Annotated in this window: 18 protein-coding genes; 4 read left to right on the forward strand and 14 right to left on the reverse strand. The window is 48.7% G+C overall.

Going from position 1 to position 19600, the window contains the following annotated elements:
• Positions 1-35: 35 nt before the first annotated feature.
• The 8 genes from IEX62_RS05225 to padC form a co-directional block, all read right to left on the reverse strand.
• A complete protein-coding gene (locus tag IEX62_RS05225) occupies positions 36-782 on the reverse strand; it encodes a TolB-like translocation protein (protein ID WP_188774354.1) in 747 nt (248 codons plus the stop codon).
• Between the two features lie 188 nt (positions 783-970).
• On the reverse strand, positions 971-1939 hold the full coding sequence (locus tag IEX62_RS05230; RefSeq protein ID WP_188774355.1) for a nucleoside hydrolase: 969 nt from the start codon (positions 1937-1939) through the stop codon (positions 971-973).
• 177 nt (positions 1940-2116) lie between these two features.
• Positions 2117-2920: a metallophosphoesterase family protein gene (locus IEX62_RS05235; protein ID WP_188774356.1), complete on the reverse strand. Its 804-nt coding sequence runs from the start codon at positions 2918-2920 to the stop codon at positions 2117-2119.
• Between the two features lie 144 nt (positions 2921-3064).
• On the reverse strand, positions 3065-4063 hold the full coding sequence (locus IEX62_RS05240) for a glycosyltransferase (RefSeq protein WP_188774357.1): 999 nt from the start codon (positions 4061-4063) through the stop codon (positions 3065-3067).
• Between the two features lie 296 nt (positions 4064-4359).
• On the reverse strand, positions 4360-4902 hold the full coding sequence (locus IEX62_RS05245; protein ID WP_188774358.1) for a GNAT family N-acetyltransferase: 543 nt from the start codon (positions 4900-4902) through the stop codon (positions 4360-4362).
• A gap of 252 nt (positions 4903-5154) precedes the next feature.
• Positions 5155-7194: an ABC transporter substrate-binding protein gene (locus tag IEX62_RS05250; protein ID WP_188774359.1), complete on the reverse strand. Its 2040-nt coding sequence runs from the start codon at positions 7192-7194 to the stop codon at positions 5155-5157.
• 21 nt (positions 7195-7215) lie between these two features.
• Positions 7216-8409 carry an aminoglycoside phosphotransferase family protein gene (locus IEX62_RS05255; RefSeq protein ID WP_188774360.1) on the reverse strand — a complete coding sequence of 398 codons (1194 nt, stop codon included), beginning with the start codon at positions 8407-8409 and terminating at the stop codon, positions 7216-7218.
• Positions 8410-8838: 429 nt separating this feature from the next.
• Positions 8839-9336, reverse strand: coding sequence for a phenolic acid decarboxylase (gene padC / locus IEX62_RS05260; protein WP_188774361.1), 498 nt, complete (start codon positions 9334-9336; stop codon positions 8839-8841).
• A 207-nt stretch (positions 9337-9543) separates the two neighbouring features.
• Here padC and IEX62_RS05265 point away from each other — a divergent pair, with 207 nt between their 5' ends.
• Entirely contained in the window at positions 9544-10149 is a 606-nt protein-coding gene (locus IEX62_RS05265) for a PadR family transcriptional regulator (RefSeq protein WP_188774362.1), read from the forward strand.
• A 115-nt stretch (positions 10150-10264) separates the two neighbouring features.
• A complete protein-coding gene (locus IEX62_RS05270; RefSeq protein ID WP_188774363.1) occupies positions 10265-10513 on the forward strand; it encodes a hypothetical protein in 249 nt (82 codons plus the stop codon).
• Between the two features lie 367 nt (positions 10514-10880).
• Here IEX62_RS05270 and IEX62_RS05280 read toward each other — a convergent pair whose 3' ends face one another.
• Together IEX62_RS05280 and IEX62_RS05285 are read right to left on the reverse strand one after the other, a co-directional pair.
• Positions 10881-11729 (reverse strand): aldo/keto reductase, encoded by an 849-nt coding sequence (locus IEX62_RS05280; protein WP_188774364.1) that lies wholly within the window; start codon positions 11727-11729, stop codon positions 10881-10883.
• Between the two features lie 498 nt (positions 11730-12227).
• Entirely contained in the window at positions 12228-12743 is a 516-nt protein-coding gene (locus IEX62_RS05285; RefSeq protein ID WP_188774365.1) for a DUF2179 domain-containing protein, read from the reverse strand.
• Positions 12744-12974: 231 nt separating this feature from the next.
• Between IEX62_RS05285 and IEX62_RS05290 the strand changes: the two genes are divergently transcribed.
• Positions 12975-13316 carry a DUF1492 domain-containing protein gene (locus IEX62_RS05290; RefSeq protein WP_188774366.1) on the forward strand — a complete coding sequence of 114 codons (342 nt, stop codon included), beginning with the start codon at positions 12975-12977 and terminating at the stop codon, positions 13314-13316.
• On the forward strand, positions 13268-13489 hold the full coding sequence (locus IEX62_RS05295; RefSeq protein WP_188774367.1) for a hypothetical protein: 222 nt from the start codon (positions 13268-13270) through the stop codon (positions 13487-13489). The genes IEX62_RS05290 and IEX62_RS05295 overlap by 49 nt, the downstream gene beginning before the upstream one ends.
• Before the next feature lie 180 nt (positions 13490-13669).
• On the opposite strand, the gene IEX62_RS05300 is transcribed toward IEX62_RS05295, so the two are convergent.
• The 4 genes from IEX62_RS05300 to IEX62_RS05315 form a co-directional block, all read right to left on the reverse strand.
• A complete protein-coding gene (locus tag IEX62_RS05300; RefSeq protein ID WP_188774368.1) occupies positions 13670-15328 on the reverse strand; it encodes an FAD-dependent oxidoreductase in 1659 nt (552 codons plus the stop codon).
• Positions 15329-15804: 476 nt separating this feature from the next.
• Complete coding sequence (locus IEX62_RS05305; RefSeq protein WP_188774369.1) at positions 15805-17436, reverse strand: DUF4127 family protein; 1632 nt, start codon at positions 17434-17436, stop codon at positions 15805-15807.
• A gap of 296 nt (positions 17437-17732) precedes the next feature.
• Positions 17733-18602 (reverse strand): carbohydrate ABC transporter permease, encoded by an 870-nt coding sequence (locus IEX62_RS05310; protein ID WP_373289095.1) that lies wholly within the window; start codon positions 18600-18602, stop codon positions 17733-17735.
• A gap of 8 nt (positions 18603-18610) precedes the next feature.
• A complete protein-coding gene (locus tag IEX62_RS05315) occupies positions 18611-19495 on the reverse strand; it encodes a carbohydrate ABC transporter permease (protein ID WP_188774371.1) in 885 nt (294 codons plus the stop codon).
• Between the last annotated feature and the right edge of the window lie 105 nt (positions 19496-19600).

A 19600-nucleotide genomic window follows, 5' to 3' on the forward strand; every position in this document is an offset into this window, starting at 1 on the left:
CCTTTATGTAAAATAAAACTCACTTTTATACATGCTCACTGTAGCTTCGCCAACTGTGCGACTTCACTTCGAGTAAGACTTTGAAGCAATTTTACCTTTTTAGTATGTAATGTATAACGATAGAGTCTGTAATGATCCGAAGGGTACTCACTTACAAAATCAACACCAGACCCTTTAGCATTCCATAATACAGCAGCAGTCGAAATCGTATTCGTTTCTCTAGGTACATAGGTGAACATTCCTGTACTTACATTGTATAGGGCTACTCGGCTGAGAGAAGTATTACCATACGCAAAAGCCAGCGTGTTGCCTACAGGTGACCACTGATATGCCCACACCGTCTCAACAGAGGCAGCATTTTTCACGATTTGATTCATGATTTTATACGTCTGTTCATTCAAATCCACTACAAGTAATTCAGATCCAGCTTCCTTTTCGACCTGAATCGCTACATACGATTGGTCAGACGATACAGCAATAGACTGGATCGTAGCTGCACGTTCTTTTAGCTCCACGGCAAAGCCAGCACTGCCACGATCAATGTGAATAGATTGAATAGATGTGGACATGCCTGGTTCAGTTGAGGCTTGCTTGGTAGCACTGATCGTTAATTGCCCCTGTTGGAACACGATTTTATTGTTAGATTCTTGCTTATACGTTTGTACATTGGACGTAAAATAGGATGAGGCTGATGTAGCTTGTGCCGCTGCGGCTACATTTCCTGATAAAACGCTAGTAGCGAGTAGTACAGAAGCACAAGTAACAACAATAGACTTTTTCATAACCAAGCTCCTTGTTGATTCAGAGTAGTTAAACGATATACAGCTCAACTAAAGCAAATGCAGAAAAGATCTTTCTTAAACATGCTCTAAAAGACCGTTTCTGCATAATACTTGTTGTCTATATTAAGCTTCAGCAGAATGATGTAGATTCTACTGATGTATACGAACCTTATTTGACATTCATGGACTTATTTAATCGCAGTCAACACATCCAGCAGCATCTGCTTGAACAATGGACGATCGATATTTTCACATACGCGTACATTCGGCTGTTGACCGAGGCGTCCGTTAATGTCGACGACGCTATACCCGCGCGTCCATTCGCCCTTCGTCTCCACATCGACGAAGTACTCATGCGATTCGGTCATAACGGCTTCATTGGCAGCCACTGCCATCAATAGCGTATCCGGGTGCGTGGTACCATTCAGTCGATGAACCTGCTTGTTAAACTGCATCACTACACGATTCACATCGATGAAAAATTGACCGCCTGATGTACCCAGCGCGGCAATTTCCGCATGATCGTTATCATCCATCAGCGAGTGACGGGTACACATCTCCCAGCCCACCATCGTCGTTGGAATACCGGAGCGCAGCACGATATGCGCCGCCTCAGGATCAACGTAGAAGTTGTACTCTGCGGCTGGTGTGATATTGCCGAGCGCATTGTTCGTACCGCCCATCACGTATAGATGTGGGATTTTCGGTACGATGGTCGGGTCCTTTTGAATCGCCATCGCGATATTCGTCAGCGGTGCAATCGCCAGCAGATGAATCTCACCCGGATACCGATGCACTGTTTCGATTAGAAAATCGACCGCGTGTCCATCTGCTGGGCGCTGGATCGCCTTTGGAAAGTTGGAGCCCCCCATCCCATCGCTACCATGCACATCCTCTACTGTACGATGATGCTCAGCATTCCAGGTGGTCATGAGTGGACGCTCACAGCCTTTGTAGACAGGAATCTGTCCGTTCTCGCCGCCCTTGCCAGCGACCTGAATCGTATATAGCGCATTCTCCACTTCCTGATCGAATTGTACATTACCGCCGGTCATCATAATGCCCTGTACGTCAAAATGATGCAGTGCAGTTAAGATGGCGATCGTATCATCACCAGCAGTATCGGTATCAATAATAGCTTTACGTAGGGTAGTCATATCTCGTTCTCTCCTGTTCTAATATCTATTCTAGTATGGATACATTGCTGTATACGTAGGATTGAGATGGGCAAAGGCTGGTAACCATGTTCAACGTTCATTATGAACAACCATATCCTGATCTACAAAATCTGCTCTGCATCTCTGCCACTTATGGATCGTATAGTCAGAATCGTATCAACCTCGCAGTGCTCGTCCAGTTCGAAGTGCATGCGCCCAGTCGTGTCTTTCATTCTCAGATGCTTGCTGTGCTGCATGTTCCCAATTGTACACCAGCGAGCGATGAGTGACATGCCAGTGTCCATTTGTATAGTCCAGTACAACATAACGAGCATGTGGAGCACGTGATTCCATTACATGATCGTAAGGAAGATCGTCATGGTAGGCGGGCAAGCCGACGCTGCCGGGATTGATCACAATACGTCCATCTGGAAGGTATTTCAGATTCGGTACATGCGTATGCGCGCATAGAATGATCGGCTGTTCGATTCCATGTAGTAGTTGATTCAACTCTTCATCCGAACGCCACTGTGCACCGCTCGGTTCAATCTTTTCCAGTAATGGTACATCGTCCACAGTGGGCTGGGCGTGGAACATATACAAGTCTTCGGTCATCCGTATGAGCGGCAATGCCAACAGCCACTGGATCTGTTCCACGCTGAGCTGCTCAAGCATGTAATCGAAGGTAGCGTTAGGCGGATTCATGGGCTCCGTACGTTTGTGCAAGTGATCGGATTGTCCCTCAACATCTGTGATTCCATTTTCCAGCTCCCGATCCTGATTACCCCGAACCGAAGGGATGCCTCTGGCGATCAGTCGTTCCGCTGTTTCTCTCGGTTGCAAAGGGCCATATACGCTGTCGCCCAGATTGTAAATATCCGTAATACCCTGTTGATCGATATCATGCAATACAGCATCGAGTGCAGCGATATTACCATGAATATCCGCGATGATGGCGATTTTTTGCCCTTCTTTTGCCATGAGATACTCCTCCGTTCTATGGGTGAATCCCTAACGTGAAACGAAATAAAAAACGGGGTTAGCAAAGTACACCAGCCATATGACGCTATACTTCTACTCTTGTAACCTGCATGTACCTCTTCCTATTTGAACAGTGACTTACGATTATTGTAGCCAGTCCGAATAGAAATTCCGGTAGCCTTCCTTCATGATCCGACTGGCAAAGGTAGCAAAGGCATAATCGCGATTATCCTGCGAATACCGTCGCGGAGAAGAAGCCGCCATATTCACCAGTTCAAACCAGTTCTGCTCATTCCCAGCAAACGAATGCGTCGAGCTAATATGGTCATAGCACGGATGCTCAGGCTTGACGACGATCTTGCCCATCGCGAGCGCCTCGGTCAGCGGCATTGCAAACGTATCAAATTTGGAACAGCTCCAGTACACCTTTGCACTGTTCATAAGCTGGAAAATCTCATCCTGAGACAGGGCAAACTGTAGCTTAATATTGGACGGAATATCGTATTTCTTCATACTCTCACGGTAACGCTCGCCGCCAAATACCATATAGACTTCCTTATCCGGGTTACGGCGCGCATATTCCAGCACCAGATCCGGGCGACGATTCTCCTCATCCCGACCAATCCACAAAATCCGGTTATCCACGACCAGATCGGGATTATAATGCCGCTCTGCCAACTCCTCACTGAAGCCGATCGGAATCACATCCACATCGGTAATGCCAAATTGTGCCGCCATCTGCCGTTTTAGAAATGGAGTCTGTACGACCGCTTTGTTGACGATCGTATAAAAGGGCTTCATCATCTCGTAGCCTGTGAGTGCAGGATCAGGGAAGCTATGCGGAAATAGTACACTTTTCGGCAAAAACATATTTAAAAAGGTAAAGCCTGATACCGTGTACAGCACATGCTCAATGCCATGCTGATGAATCTGATCCAGCACAATATCATAATTGACCAGATCGCCCTTCTCATGCTCATAGCCAGGCAACCAGTCATATCCACTGACATGCCGCTCCGGGGAAATAAACACAACCTCCACCCCAAGCTCCGCACTCAGCGCCTTGAGTCGCTCCGCAAACACTCGCGGCCCCTGATTCTCGGCAAACTGGATTTTACGCATTACAAGTCCGATTTTTGTCACGATGTATTTCTTCCTCCCGTCTTGCTGCCATATTCATTACAACTATAGCGATTTTGCTTTCATATGCCAACTGTGAGAGGATAGCGTGACAGCTGAAAAGCCCTGTTGGATACGATGAATAGTATCTGACAGAGCTTTGTCATAACGACGTATTAGATTGTTATATCATGAACAATTGGCATAGTGATGAGCAAGTGCCATGCGCATAATTTGGTTATGATGGATAAGCATGTACAGGTACGTGATATACATGTATACCTACACCGCACCATTCTCCATTTCCTCTATACATTACATTAACGTGTAACTCCATCCGCATCATCGACAGGCGACTGAAGCAGCTTATAATACAAATTCGTCGAATGCAGAACTCCTGTATCGGACATCGCAAAATGCGGAATCTGTCCTGCCTGAATATAGCCAAGTGAGCGGTACAATGTATTGGAAGGGTCGCCATCTCGCGTATCGAGCACGAGCAATATACGATTAGCGTCCGCTGCATACTGCTCGGCCTTCTCCATCAGTAGACGAGCGATGCCGCGGCGACGGAATTGGGGATGCACCATGAGCTTAGCGATGTCAGCGCGATGCATGCCATTCGGTTTACTGCATAGATGAATTTGTACAGTGCCTGCGAGCTGTCCATCGACCTCGGCGCTCAGTACGATCACGTCCGAACCTGGCACATTTCGCCAGTACTGCTCCGCTTCGGCTACCGACACAGGTGGTAGAAAGCCAATCGATGCGCCATCATGCACCACTTCAATGAGCATCTCCGCAAAGGCAGACAATCGACTGTCCAGCTCCTCCAGTTGTTCGATACGAATCTCTTTTTCCATATGGTTTCCCCCTATTATGCGATTACGCTTCAAAGTGATCTGGCTTCTGGTTCGTGTTTATCCTGATCTATTGTACGAATCCGAACCGTTCGACTCGGTTCATGCATAGATGACGATAAGCGACCGAAGCATTTGATCTAAAGTATAGGGGGATCTAGCGGCAGGAAAAAGGGTAAACGATTCAAGATCGTTTCCTCTTTTAGCAGTATGTATCGCTAATCGCGTGCAGTCTCTGCTTCACAGCATCCCGTTTCAGCTTGGGTTTTCATCCTCGTTCGCCAGCCCATTCGATTTGTCAGGCTTCTCCGTAGCGACTACATATAATCGGCTAAAGTCGACCCAGCCTCGCTCATTCATATGAACTCCGCGTAAGAATGAAGGCACGACGACCCCTGCGGAGCGCTCCGCTAGAAATACAGCGCTATATGTCCCCTGCAATAGCGCATGAATACTGCCCAGCCATGTGCTAGCGGATAGCGCAGTGACTTCTTGCTCTGCCCGATCCAGCTGAACTTGCCTAATCCCCTCTACTGCTGGCAAGCTTCTCAGCAGTTGATGAGTTAACGGCTGTACCTCGGTCAACAGCTCCTGCGGCAGCATACGGCGGATCAAACTTCGATTAGAGTGCATATATTCGAGCTGACGATGAAGTTCTCCACCTATTACAGCTTCGAATAATATAATATCGGCTTGTGCCAGTATAGCCTCGCTCATCATATCCGACCAGGATACAATATGTACGGCTATACAAATACCGATGCGACGATAAGCTTCACGTAGCCAGTATGCTGCTTGCTCATGACGCTGAAAGGTGTAGAGCTGGAGCTCGTCGCCAGCATATGCAGATTGCTGGAGCTGCTGAATGGCACGCTGTGGATCATATTCCATGCATGGCGTGGAAGGATGCTCGCTGGACGGATGAGAAAACGCCGAATGATGTGTATCCAACTCGGCTTCGTCGACTGTGGGCGTATCTGCTATACCTTGAGGTGACTCATTCAAAGTTATGTCTGGAGCTATCCAGCGCATATTGTTAACTTTTAACGTCTCATTCATCAGTATCAATCCACGCGCTGGAGCGGTATATGTATTCCCCATCGCGGCAACTAGAGCCTCACGATCTACGCCGTAATAGAGCGCCTGTCGCAGCGCTTCATTCTTTGCCAATATGCCCTGTCTACGATTGAGTATGAGCATCGATACACCTGTCTGCACATTCTGACGTGGCAAATGATCAAAGGCAGTCGTATCCCATTCACCTGTTAATATTGTCAGCATCCCGTGTCCACTACCGAGCGCGACCGCAGCCTCCTGCTCCGGTACGATCAGAATTTCGATCCGATCGATTAACGCTCCTGTACCATAATAGCGATCAAAGCGCTCTAGTACACATCGCCCCACCGTTCGCTCTATTAAGCGATAAGCACCTGTACCGATCGGCAATGCGTGTTCTTTTTGACTATGCTGTCCGATATCCTGAGGTACAATCGAAGCCCCGCTATGCGAAAGCAGCAAGGGCAGCCAGTAATTCGGCTCCCGTAGCGTGATCACAACGGTATATGGATGGCTGTCATGAATAGCGGTGACTTTGTCCAGTAGCCAGCTATGAGCGAATTGCCCTGTCTGTAATCGTTGCAAGCTTGCCACAACATCCTCTGCGGTGAGCAGGCGATCATCGTGAAAACGTATATGCTTGTATAAGTAAAAGCTCCATTGTGTTCCGTTCGCATTACATTCCCAGTCATGAGCAAGACCCGGCAGCAGTGTGCGATCCTCTGCACGGTATTCCACCAATCGACTATACAGCTGATCTACCAGCTGTGTATCAAAGGCAAACACCGCATCCGCCGGGTCGAGACAGACAACTGGACGATAAATGGGAAGCCGTAGCGTTTCAGACTGTTCTGCCTGCGGAGAATGCCCCGTAGTATAACCAAAATACTCACCCAACCAGCTCATAAACGTCGTTTCGACCTGCTCTGGCATATGGGGCTGACGAATCCACGCTAACGCCGCAGCGACATCTCCCCGTTGCACTCGCTCCTTCGCTTCATCCAGTGCCACCTGTGTCCACGATTGGCAAAAGGTTAGCACAGACGTATTCCCGCGTCCTCGCCCGGATACGAATACAATCCAGCCTACCTCAACCAGACGTGCTGTAATGAGACGGGCATTGCGTGTCGTACAGCATAAAGCAGCCGCTAGCTCCGCGATCGTTACATGAAAAGCTTGCTGTTCGCCTTGCTCATACCAATGGCTTCGTAAACGCACATATTCCTCCGCAAGTCGCATATGGCTCCCCCTTTCACTGCTTTAGCGTGATTCTTCTGACCGAGCCGTCCACCATGCCGTCAGACATTGCTGCAAATGCTGCTTTGTCTCGTATTGCTGCGCTAGCAACAGTGCATGCGGCCAGATCGGCGGCTGTTGCTGGAGATCGCTTTGAATTAGTAACAGCATCCAGATCGAATAGATCATCGCATAGAGCAGATAATCGTATTCAAATGCCGCCAGATTCCTGTAATCAACCAGCGCCGCGCGTTGATGCGGCGAATGTGCTGGCGCGGTTGTCACTTCGCTACCCGCATTCCAGTACCGCTTCACTAGCAGATGACGAAGCTTGTCCGTCATCTCCCTCGGAAATAGCGGATGCGACAGATCAATCAAATGATACAGATCCCAGAATAGTGACCCGGCATGACTGTGCTCCCAATCTAAAATAATCAGCTTCCCCTGCGGATTCAGTCCATAATTACCAGCATGCAGATCACCATGCAGCAAAACCGCTGGCTGTGCCGATATGCGCTTCATGACATGCTGAATATCGCTCTGCAATGCGGAAAGTAGCGGCTTCGCCAGCTCTGACCAGGGTAGCGCAGTCGAATCCGAATGCTGCGATAAAGCCAATGAAGCCTCTGCATCATCCATTGAGGTAAGAAGCGTCTGCACGATCGTCTCTACCTGCTGCCAGCGTTCCAGCAGTGACGATGCCGCCTGAGATAGCGGCGGCTTTTGCCCTGTTTGTGGTAGTGACGCGAGATACTGTGGCTCTACTCGATGCCAGCCTGCCATCTGATCAACCATCTGCTCCAATACAGCTGGCGAATGCTGATGCTCCACCACTCCGATATCCTCAACGATCATCCAGCATACGGTATGGATAAGCGGCTCTGTCGGCTCTAACCATCCCCCATTTGATAGCGATTGCTGTAATCGTTCTAGCTCATCGGCTGGTGCAGCATAGGCGATTAATGCCGGATAGACGGGAGCCGGAGCAAGCTGCATTAGCAGTGGCATCACCTGTAGGTACGCCCTAATCTCGCGAAATCGCTCCTCTCCTGACGGCAGTGGTTTATAAATATAACTACGACCATCCTCCAGCCAGAAACGCTGTACCGATAGTCCATGCAATCCGGTATATAGAATTTCAACATGCTGTGCCAGCTGGCGATTCAGTTGACCGTCTGACTGCACGATCTGCGTCCAGTCCCTGTTTATCGATTTCATGTGCAGTCCTCCTTTGCCGATGACGGGTAGACGCGCTTGTTGACTTCTTTATGTATCGACTCGTTAAATAGAAAAGTAGCCCTCGCTCCAAGCACATTCCAGCAAGAGATGTATCTATATATGATGCAGCAACTGGCTCATAAACGCAAAAGCATGTGATCTATTGATTAATATGCGTAGGATCAAGGTAGAGCACAGACACCTGCTTTTTAGCATACGGGTTACGATACATGAAGCTGTGAGTGCAGCCTGATCTGAAATGGATCAAATACGGTAGTGCAGTATGTTTTAATTAGTATGCTTCAGTTCAACGAAAAGCTTCTATCGCGCGTATCCCAACCCAGCACACACAAATAAAGCCCGCAGAGCTAGATGTACATCATCTAACTCCACGGGCTGATACGATCGACTACAGCATACTCGTTATGATTAGTCTTTACGCAGTGGACGACCTGCACGAATATCGTCGGTCATGCCTGGATAAGGAGCAACCGAGATCACTTCTTCATTGTCTACGCCTGCATTTTCGATAAAGGTAATGTCGGCAAATTCAGGCACGACATATTTTGGATACGTTTCGTATTTAAGGCGCGATTCTTCCATCAGCGCGATATGATCATTTTGGAAGCATACGGTAATATCTGGACGCTCATGCACCCATTTTGGAAAGAAAATAATACCGTGCATGCGTTTTTCTTCGGGCATAAAGTTCAGGGATACGTCTGTGCCTGTTGGCTCTGTCCACGATACTTTATATACGCCCTTGGTCAGTTTTACCAGATCGACCTCCTGATCGCGAACCCAGCGGCCTGCAACCATACCGGAGTGAATACGGTAATCGATGGTGTGGTCATTTTTAATATAAATCTCATACTCCCAGCCATTCTCATACGTATAGATCATATGACTGCCTACAAAGTTTTCCATTGTTAAGCACCAGCTTTCCGTTATGATGATGGGTGTAGCAGTGAACATGACTTACATCAAGCATGCTCGGTGAACGATGTTGATCAACAGCGGAAAGTATGAGCATCTCGTTCACCAAACATGTAAATATCAACATGTTTATTTTATCACGATCATATGCTATGGTCAAATGTACATATAAATTACTAATTGAAGGAGATATTACCTGTGCGAGTATTAAAATATGCCATTCTCGGTCTGTTATATCGTCAAGAATATAGCGGTTACGATATCACCAGTCAGTTTAAGCAGGAAATCGGCCAATTTTGGAGTGCAAAGCATAGTCAGATCTATCCAGAGCTGCGCAAGCTGGTCGATGAAGGTCTGGTGGAATTTCGAACACAGATTCAAGGGGAAAAGCTGGAAAAGAAAATGTACACGATCACCGAGCAAGGTCGGCAGGAGCTACTGGCATGGGCTGCCCAGCCTGAATCCTTACCGGAAACGGAAAAAGATGAGTTTATGCTAAAAATGTACTTTATCCATACCCTTTCGCCGGAGCAAGCGCGGGCACTGTTCGAGGATCAATTGCAACAGCGGCGGGCGAAGCTGGCTTATTTGCAGCAGCGGTACGAGAGCCTTATGCCTGTATTTGCGAAGGAGGAGAATGGAGAGAAGCATACGCAAGCTACCCATGGACAGACAGCTAGCGATACTGCACCGCTTGCATTTCACAATCCGAATCTGGGGCATTATCTTGTGCTGACCAAGGCGATGGCACGTGAGCAAAGCTATGTCGATTGGCTGGAACGCCATATGAAGCTGTTCGTATAAGCCGATACAGCTATTCAGCTTGTCCTGTGAACAAGTGCCTCAGCTATGGATCGAAGATCGAATGAAACGGATTGGGGCATCAGCACCATATCGCATATTGAAGGAGTGTAGGAGAATGCGTAAGCATATTATTCGTACGATTATGATTAGTGAATCCAATGCAGCCATATTTCATGGAAAGCTCACCGAAGTTATTAATGATGCGCAAAGCTATGATCTGGAGGTGGATGTACAGTACAGCACCGCCATGCTCCCCCCTCCCCAGTCTATGAATCCGAACCATACTCATTCATTGAGAAACCAGGTCGCGTTATCCGATTCGATTATGCATACTGCGCTCGTTCTAGTTTATGACTATGTATAATGATGTTTTAATTTGATCTATTGTCCTCTGGCATATAAAAAAGACTGTTGATCACTCGTATCAACAGTCTGAATCGTTATGCATATCATATTAGGGTAGCGGTCAAAGATATTCGGTATAAAAAGCCTGGAGCTTATCGACCGCCTGGTTCACTGGTTCCAGCTGGTCGTACAGATCATAATGACTCGCTCCCTCCATCATGAATAGATCCTTATGAACAGAGGCAGCTCATATAGCTCCAGTCCATCTGCATACGATCCGTATGCTCCCTGTACATTGCCGATAATCACCTATAGAGGGACGCTAAGCAGCTGCTCGATCATATGAAAAGCGTCAAAATAACCGGATGGGATAATATTCAACGCAATCAGAACTCTTCGTATTCCGCTGGGTCTTGATCCCACAGACGCTTATTATCCTTACTAAACGCGGAAATAACACGCATCTGCTCGTCGGTCAGCTCAAAGTCAAAAATGCTCAGGTTTTCCTTCTGATGCGCTAGCGAGCCTGCCTTCGGAATCGGAACCGCGCCAAGCTGGGTATGCCAGCGTAAAATAATCTGCGTTGGCGTTTTGCCGTGGGCTTCGGCGATTGCTCGGATACCTTCGTCCTCCAGTACACCTTCTCCGCGTCCACGACCAAGCGGGCTCCATGATTCGGTAACGATGTTATGCTTCTCATGGAACTTACGCTGCTCCTCCTGTTCAAAGTACGGATGCAGCTCGATCTGGTTCAAGCAAGGCACCACACCCGTTTCCTGAGTGATCCGCTCCAGATGCTCTGGCAAAAAGTTACTCACGCCAATCGAGCGCACATAGCCGCGCTTTCTCGCTTCGATCATCGCCTGCCATGCTTCGACGTATTTATCGGTTTTTGGATTCGGCCAGTGGATGATATACAGATCGAAATAGTCCAGCCCTGTGCGCAGCAGCGATTCTTCAATCGTCACCAGCGCCTGATCATACGCATGGCGGCGCCCGGGCAGCTTGGAGCAAATATGTAGCTGATCGCGCGGCACCGAGCTATCCTGTATTGCCTTGCCAACCGCTCCTTCGTTTTCATAATTAAACGCCGAGTCGATCAGACGGTAGCCGGTATCGATCCCCTGCCGAATCGCATCAGCACCCGCATGGCCGTTGAGCGAGTACGTGCCCAATCCAATCGCAGGAATTTTATGTCCATCGTTCATCGTGATCATCGGTACATTGCTGGTCATATCGATCATCCTCCTTTGAATGTATCTCGCTTTTACTCGATTGTATCTATCCTTTACTCAGGGTATAGATCGCATTAGCCTTACCCTAGCACTTTAAACATACAGCAGCAGCAAAGAAACCCATCTTTTTACATTGGTGATGGGTTTCTTGATAAGGAGAACAAGCTAGTTCGGCTATATTCGATTTGACGATGATTGATTGAGATACATAGACGTGTCAACACGGTTATAGTGTGTGCAGGTCGATCATTATTCAGTCGATAGGGTTAGAAAGGCCTTATATCTACATAGCCATTGCAATCATCTATACATAAAATAATTCGATTATTATACATTTATAGCGATTTAAACTATCAAAAAACCCGCTTTCCCATCCAATCGGTGGGAGAGCGGGTTTTTCATCATTCCTTTTAAAATGAACGCATTCATTGCATCATCTTATTGGATTCTGTCATGCTATCGGAGCGCCTAACTGCGCGCAGTATATTCGCTTATTCTCTACCGCTTGATCGCCTTCGTCCAGAATCCTCCATGGAATTCACGCGGCTCAACCATGATCACAAATGCTTTTGGATCAATCTCTAAAATGTTTTTGTACAGATTCTCGCGGTTTTTACGCTTCGCCAAAATCTCCATCATAATCCGTTCACCGTCACGACCGTGACCGATCCAGGCAGTAACGCCATAGCCCTTATCACGTAGCACCTCAGCAAGCTTGTAGTTTGGTGCATCGCTGATTACTTTAACCGTAATATAGCCGAGTGCGATCTTTTCCTCGATCCATGAGCCGAGCAGAATGCCCATGCCATACCCGACGGCATACACGATCAGACTTACGATCTGATCCAGGTAGCTGAGCACCATATTCAAACCAACGACATAAATGACAACCTCAATCGTCCCGATACTGGCGGCGATATATTTCTGACCTTTGAGTGTCAAAATCGTGCGTAGCGTATACGCGGTTACATACACGATCTGAATCGCAAAAATAAACAGTAAAATCGTAAACATTCCCCAAAACACCTTTCCGGGTCATTCCCTCAGCTTCCTCGCGTGCCTATCGTCTGCACGCTGCATAACCTACCGTCAGAGCAGCAAGGTTCCGCCAAAAATCGTCTTTTTTTCAGCTATGGAACCGATCGACCTCCTGCGCTGCGGAACACTTTCAAGAGTAAAATAAGAACATAAGTTCCCTTCAATATACCTTATCTCCATCATCCGATCATAAAGGAGCTGCATCATATGTCAGTCATTTTACCGTTAAGCGAACAATACAGGCAGCGGCTACGGCAAGCATCCTGGCGGATGCAATACCGCGCCAAGACCCGATTATATCACGAAAATTTAAGTTTAAATGAGCAAATTGACCCTTTTTCCGTAAAATCCGATGAAATGAATACCATTATTACACAGCAATGGATCGATAGCCTTCCATGGGAAAAGGCACGTACGATTATGACGTGCCTGTATATAGAAGGACAGAGCGAGCAAGAACTGGCAGCCAAGCTGCACATCAGTCAACAGGCGGTGAATCGATGGAAACGCAAAAGCATCCAGTACCTCTCCCAGACCTACAATTCATAAGCCTACTGGAACAGGCACGTCGCCCGGATGGACAGCAGGCGATGCTGGAGCTGCTGGACTATTATGAGCCAGAAATGCGCCAGCTTAGCCGCTATATGCCGATGTCGCGCGAGGATGCCATGCAGGCGCTTCGTTTGGAGCTGATTGAGCTGCTCAAAGCCGAGCAGCTCTAATCCGGCTCGTCAGTTGATTGTATTCGCCATTTGCTAACGATGATCCATTGTAGTTCATACCTGCATCATTTATAGTTGCGGAGTTTGTGTACACCCGGTTCATATATCTACAGTTCGTTTATCTACAATTCATGTAGCAATCGTTACTATAGTTTCCTACCTTTCGCTGCGATAATCCCATCAAGACGTTGGCGGCTGGAGCACTTCCTCTTCCACTTCCTCCGGCCAATGAAGCTGAACGCCGCGGTTCTCTAGCAGCTCCTGATAACGACTCACATGCTCAGTCGAAGCGTATACCTCCTGCGGTGTCAGTTCATTCGCGATCGCATACGCCGCTAGATAGCCTGCGGCTTCGCCGATATTCCACTCGACTGGATGCAGACGATAGCAGCCACCAGCAATCTGGGTCATGCTAATATTTTTGCAGGCTGGTAGCAGGTTCGTCATCCGTACAGGGATAAGCGAGCCCAGCGGAATCTCAAACGGATAGTTCGGAATGTAGAATGTCCGATGCGTCACTACCGTTGGATGCAGATCGAGTGAATAGCTACCGATGCCGACACTATCCTCATATCGCTTGATCCCCTGCTCTCCGCGTAGCTCCTTGCTCACATCATGCTCAGTGATCGTATACATGCCCTTGATGCGGCGCGATTCACGAATGTATGGCGCCTTCGCCAGCCCATCCTCTGTACCGAGAATATCACCACGAAGACGAATCCCTGGATAGCCCTTGCCGCCGTCTAATCGCGGCGCTTCCGTTTGTAGCCAGTAGACGAGCGATAAAGTTAATTGACGCGCACTTTCCAGATTGGGCAGTCGCTCCTGTAGGGGTACTCCAGTCACTGGAGACGCATAGTAATCATTCATCGCCCAGTTGAGTAGCGATACTTCTGCACTTAGCTTTTCCGTCCAGATTGCTGGATCGACGATGCGGCGATAATCCCACAGCGACGTCACGCCCTGCTCATTCGGGAATAGGGTGAATTCTTTGAGCTTGCTCGTATCATTGGCATCTGTAGCGTACCAGCTCAGAATCGGATACTCGGAAAAAGACGGCTTGTACGCCTTCCAGTAATCGTATTCTGCTGGACGCTCGATCGTAAAGTCACCACCCTCGATATAATCAACTGCGGCTACATGCGTGATTGATTGCATATCCAGTGGATCGGCTTCGTCCAGCGCATGCGGCTCATCTGTATCCGAACGCGCCTCCGCTCCGCTCACATACTCGGTTCCACTCAGCTCTAGCAGATCGCCTTCATCTGTCCCATCCAGATAATAGCTACCAAACAGTGTCGTATAGCTAGCTACGCCAGCCGGGGCATGGTCGTTCTTTTGCACAGTGACGGATACGATCCGATGCTGCTCGGTCACTGCCTCTACAGGCACAGTACCATACAGAATGCGAATTCGTCCGGTATTCACATAGACGGACAGCATGTCCTCCAGCACCTGAAGTGCAATTTTCGGCTCATGGGCAAGTCGACTGACCCAGCCATTGCCGGGATTCAGGATTGGATTTTCCAACGCTTCCTCGGTTAATGGATAATTCAATCGATAAAATTCACGCACGCGCTCGCGGAATTCGATAAATGTACCCGGTGCGCCAATCCCTTTTTCAATCCAGCGATGCTCATCTGGCGGAACCGCCTGCGAGGTGAGCTGTCCGCCGATCCAATCGGTAGGCTCGGTTAAAATGACATGCAAGCCCTGCTTGGCTGCTGCCAGTGCTGCCAGTGTTCCACCGAGGCTAGCTCCGATGACGATCACATCGGCTTGCAGGGTTTCGTGGTTGGACTGCTTGTGCGCAGGGTAGGTCGATTGTTGTTCGGTCATAGGTATGATCTCCTTTCGATTATAAAAAATCATTGGCTATACTTGCTGGATTTAATGGGATGCTGGGGCTTACACCACTCCGGTAAGGAATAAGGGGACGGACTCGGGTGGAGCCGCGGGAATCTACTGGAGTAGGATAGAATGTAGATTCCCGCCCCTCCAAAATCGTCCTTTCCCCTTATTTCCTTTCCTCCGTTCCACTATGCTCGCAGTATAAACATTTAAATCATACAAGTACGTGAGCCTGAGCCGTAAAAATGTACGACTTACTATTCATGTAAATAAAAGGGTGATTTATACAATCAAATGAATGCTCAATGTACTTCTTATTTCATAATGTACCTTTCACCTATATTGATCAGACAGCTCGTAAGATGCACACAGATAACATTACTTACATTTATTATTCACTATGTTTGTTACTCATTATGAATGAATCGATAGGATGTCCAGCCCTTCCATTACTTACCCTTTACTTATTGTTCCTGTCTCGCCTTTACGGATAAGCCGACCTCGAACATTCGATTCCAGGGCATGTAGCAATCCAGAATGTCGATGGTGTAGCCTTCCTGTGTTAGATATTGGGCGATGAATTGTTCCAGTCCTTCTTTGACCATGACGGATACGTGTCCGCGTGGGCCGTCGAGGTTGAATTTATCGAGTCCGAGTTCTTGGATTGGGCCGTTGCTCAGTGCTTTGCGTACGATGGAGTCGTAGCCGAAGTCTTCGACGTAGCGCAGTGCCAGAAAGTTCATCTGGCGCTGGGAATGTCCGTATTGGGCGAACAGCATCGATTGGGCAATGACGGTGCCAAGTGTGTTGGAGCTTGTATTCCAGCCAGCATAGCCGCCTAGCTGATACAGGATGCCCTGTTGATGGAGCAGATCGAGCAGCTCCAGGTCGCCGCCGTTGGCATAGGCGATATCGGCGATGGCGACAATCGGATGATGTAAACGCGATGATCGCCATCCTTTATCATCTGGATGGGTGGGCGCTTCTGTCCCATTGGCGATGCTAGTAGCTACTCGCTGCTGTCGCAGCAAGTAGGCGGCGTATTCGACCAGCTCAACAATGCCGCGCTCGGTGTCGTAGTTCGGTGACGGTGTGCCTTGATTAACCGCCTCGCCCATTCGTTCGCCCGGTGTATTGAGTAGTAGCACGACATCTGCTTCCTGCTGACTGGATACCATCATGCCACCAGCAGCGATGATCTGGTATTTGAGCGTTTCCAGCAATGGACGATCCTCGTATGCCGGGACAATCTGCGGGCCGCGTACAGAGCCGAAGCGTGGGTATACACGCGGTGTGTAGCCATTCAGCGTATTTAGCATTCGAGCGATAAGCGTACAGCCGACCTCATCCGCGCCAGGGTACATGTATACCTTCGTTCCAAGCTGACGCTCGCGAATGCCAGCACGTACTCGCTGCTGATCGCGTGCAGTATAGCCATACGGTGCAGAATCATCCTGCGGGAAAATCAGAAAGTCGATCGTTCCGTCTGCCACATATTCCAGCGCCAGCCGATTCGCTTCGCGGTTTACGGCACGACGACCAAGATAATCGTCCAGCACCTCCTGTGGCAGTCGGCGATTAATATCGTCCAGCTCACTTTGCTCTGCTGCCGTCAGCTCCTGATGCTCGGATAGATGCTCCAGATAGCCTTTTCGGAAAATCTCTCTGCCCCAATCGGCATAATAATCCGGTTCTTCATCTGAGGATGAATATTGCGGACAGCGCATAATGAGCTGAAAGGCATAAATGATCAGCTCCGGATGATTCGCCTTTAGCTCACGCAAGCGTGATAGTCTTCCCGCAATCGTAGCTGCGCTCAGTTCATGCAAGCGTGACGGTACGATGCCGCCATATAGTAGCGTATCCAGCGACAATACGGCTCCAGCCGCTCCCTGACTCTCCATATCGGTCCATGTCCATAGTCGATCTGTATCGGCAGACTCCTTTTTATGCCCCATCCATTCCAATGGTGGACGCACTGGCTCCACATCGGTTGTGCGAACGAGTCGATAGGGGAAATGGTAGTTACATGGCCGCTCGTCCAGCGGCATGATGATGATTTTGGCGGTATGCTCTGTATTATTACCGATACTCATGTCGTTACAGCTCCTCTCGCATAATCACACCACCAGCCTGCTCGGCTGCACAGAGTCTGGCACATTTGCCACTCTGGCCCGATACAGGCTGGCTCCATTCATCCTACAATTTACAATACAGAATACTGATTCCATAGTAGCGATTAACGCTCTGTCAACGGGCGAAAATGAACTTATGCCTCCACCCTGCATGTTTGTTCTAACTCGGAAGCTCGTGCAATATCATCACTTTCAACAGATAACAGAGCTGATGCTCCTTTACCTTCTATCTGTTTAACCCATTGCTCGCTACGGCATCAGCCCTTCACTGCACCCGCCAGGCCTTCCATATAATAGCGCTGGGTAAACAGGAATACGACGATAATCGGAATAACCGAGATGATCGTACCTGCTGCAATCCAGCCAAAATTATACGAAAATTGTCCGTTAAGATACGTGAGTGCAGCCGCCAGCGGATACTTTTCCGGGTCATCCAGTACGACGATCGGCCACAGAAAGTTATTCCAGAACGCCATCACTTCCAGCAGTAGAATTACGGCGATCCCCGGCTTCACAAGTGGCAAAACCAGCTGCCACCAGATGCGTAACTCTGACGCGCCATCCATTTTACCAGAGTCCCGAATCTCAGATGGAATACTGAGAAAGGTCTGCCGCATCAGGAAAATATTAAATACCGATACGGCCGCAGGCAGCACAACGCCAAGATACGTATTCCCCAGATGCAGCCACTGAATCGTCAAATAATGAACGATCATCGCGGTCGCAGATGGAATGATCATCGTTGCGATCAGAATCGCAAATACCGTATCCCGCCCCTTGAATCGGAACAATGCAAGCGGATAGGCGGTCATACAGGACAGAATAATATTGGCGACTACGCCCATCGCAGTAATCATTACCGTGTTCATAATGTAGCGCGGGAAATTCATATAATTCCATACCTGCGCATAGTTCGCAAAATCAATAAATGTCGGCAGAATCGCTGGCGGATTGGAAAATACATTTCGCCCCGGCATTAGCGATACGCTGAGCAGCCATAGGAATGGGCCGGTCATTAGTAGCGCGATCAGAATCAGCAGCGCATAAATGAGCGTGTAACGAATAACCTTTTTCACTATACGCAGAGTAGCAGCGGACGACAGGGTATGCTCACGAGAATGCTCCATCGCTTTGTTCATGAGTAGGTCTGTACACCGCCTTTCCGGTTCAGACGGAACACGACGATGCTCAGCGCACCGATAATCACACTAACGATCAACCCCAGCGCAGACGCATAACCAAAATTGAACTGCTCCAGACCCTTCTGGTAAATGTACAGGCTGGAGGTTAAGGTCGCGTTACCTGGACCGCCCTTCGTCAGCACGAACATTTCGTCAAAGACACGAATCGCACCCATAAGAGAGATCAGTGTACAGAACAGAATATGCGGACGTAGCAGCGGAATCGTAATCCGCCAAATCATCTGCCCGCGATTTGCGCCATCGATCATCGCTGCTTCATACAGCTCGGACGGAATCGATTGAAGTCCAGCAAGGTACAGCACCATATAGTAGCCGAGACCTTTCCAGAGTGTGATAAACATGAGCGCATACAGCGCTGTACTGCTCGTGGAGAGCCAGCCGACCTGCTCCTGAATAACGCCAAGCTGCATCAAAATATAGTTGACCACACCGTTGCTGCTGAACAGCCAGCTCCACATCAGAGCGACAGCGACCATCGAGGTTACGACTGGCACATAATAAGCGGCGCGAAACGCTTTGATCAGCGGCAAGCGTGTATTGACCAGAATCGCCATCAAAATCGAGATAATCTGAATACACGGCACAATCAGCACGTACACGAGCGAGTTCCACAGCGAGGTGAGGAAGCTGCGATCGTGCATGGCAGTTACATAATTTTCAAAGCCTACATAATGCGTTTCCCCAATTACCGAATAATCGGTCAGGGATAGCGGAATGCCGTAAAGAATTGGCCACAATACGAATACGGCGACAATCAGCAAACCGGGAGCCATAAAAGCCCACGCGGCAAACGTCTCTGTTCTCATCCATCTTGTCATGCTCGTCCACCACCTTTTCAGGGTCAGTCCGTTCTCATTTCCAGATGATATGAATCATGATGATCTGCTATTTGCGTCAAAGGTTGCCCGGGTACACGTGCCTTC

Source organism: Paenibacillus hunanensis (assembly GCF_014645615.1).
Classification (GTDB): Bacteria; Bacillota; Bacilli; order Paenibacillales; family Paenibacillaceae; genus Saccharibacillus; species Saccharibacillus hunanensis.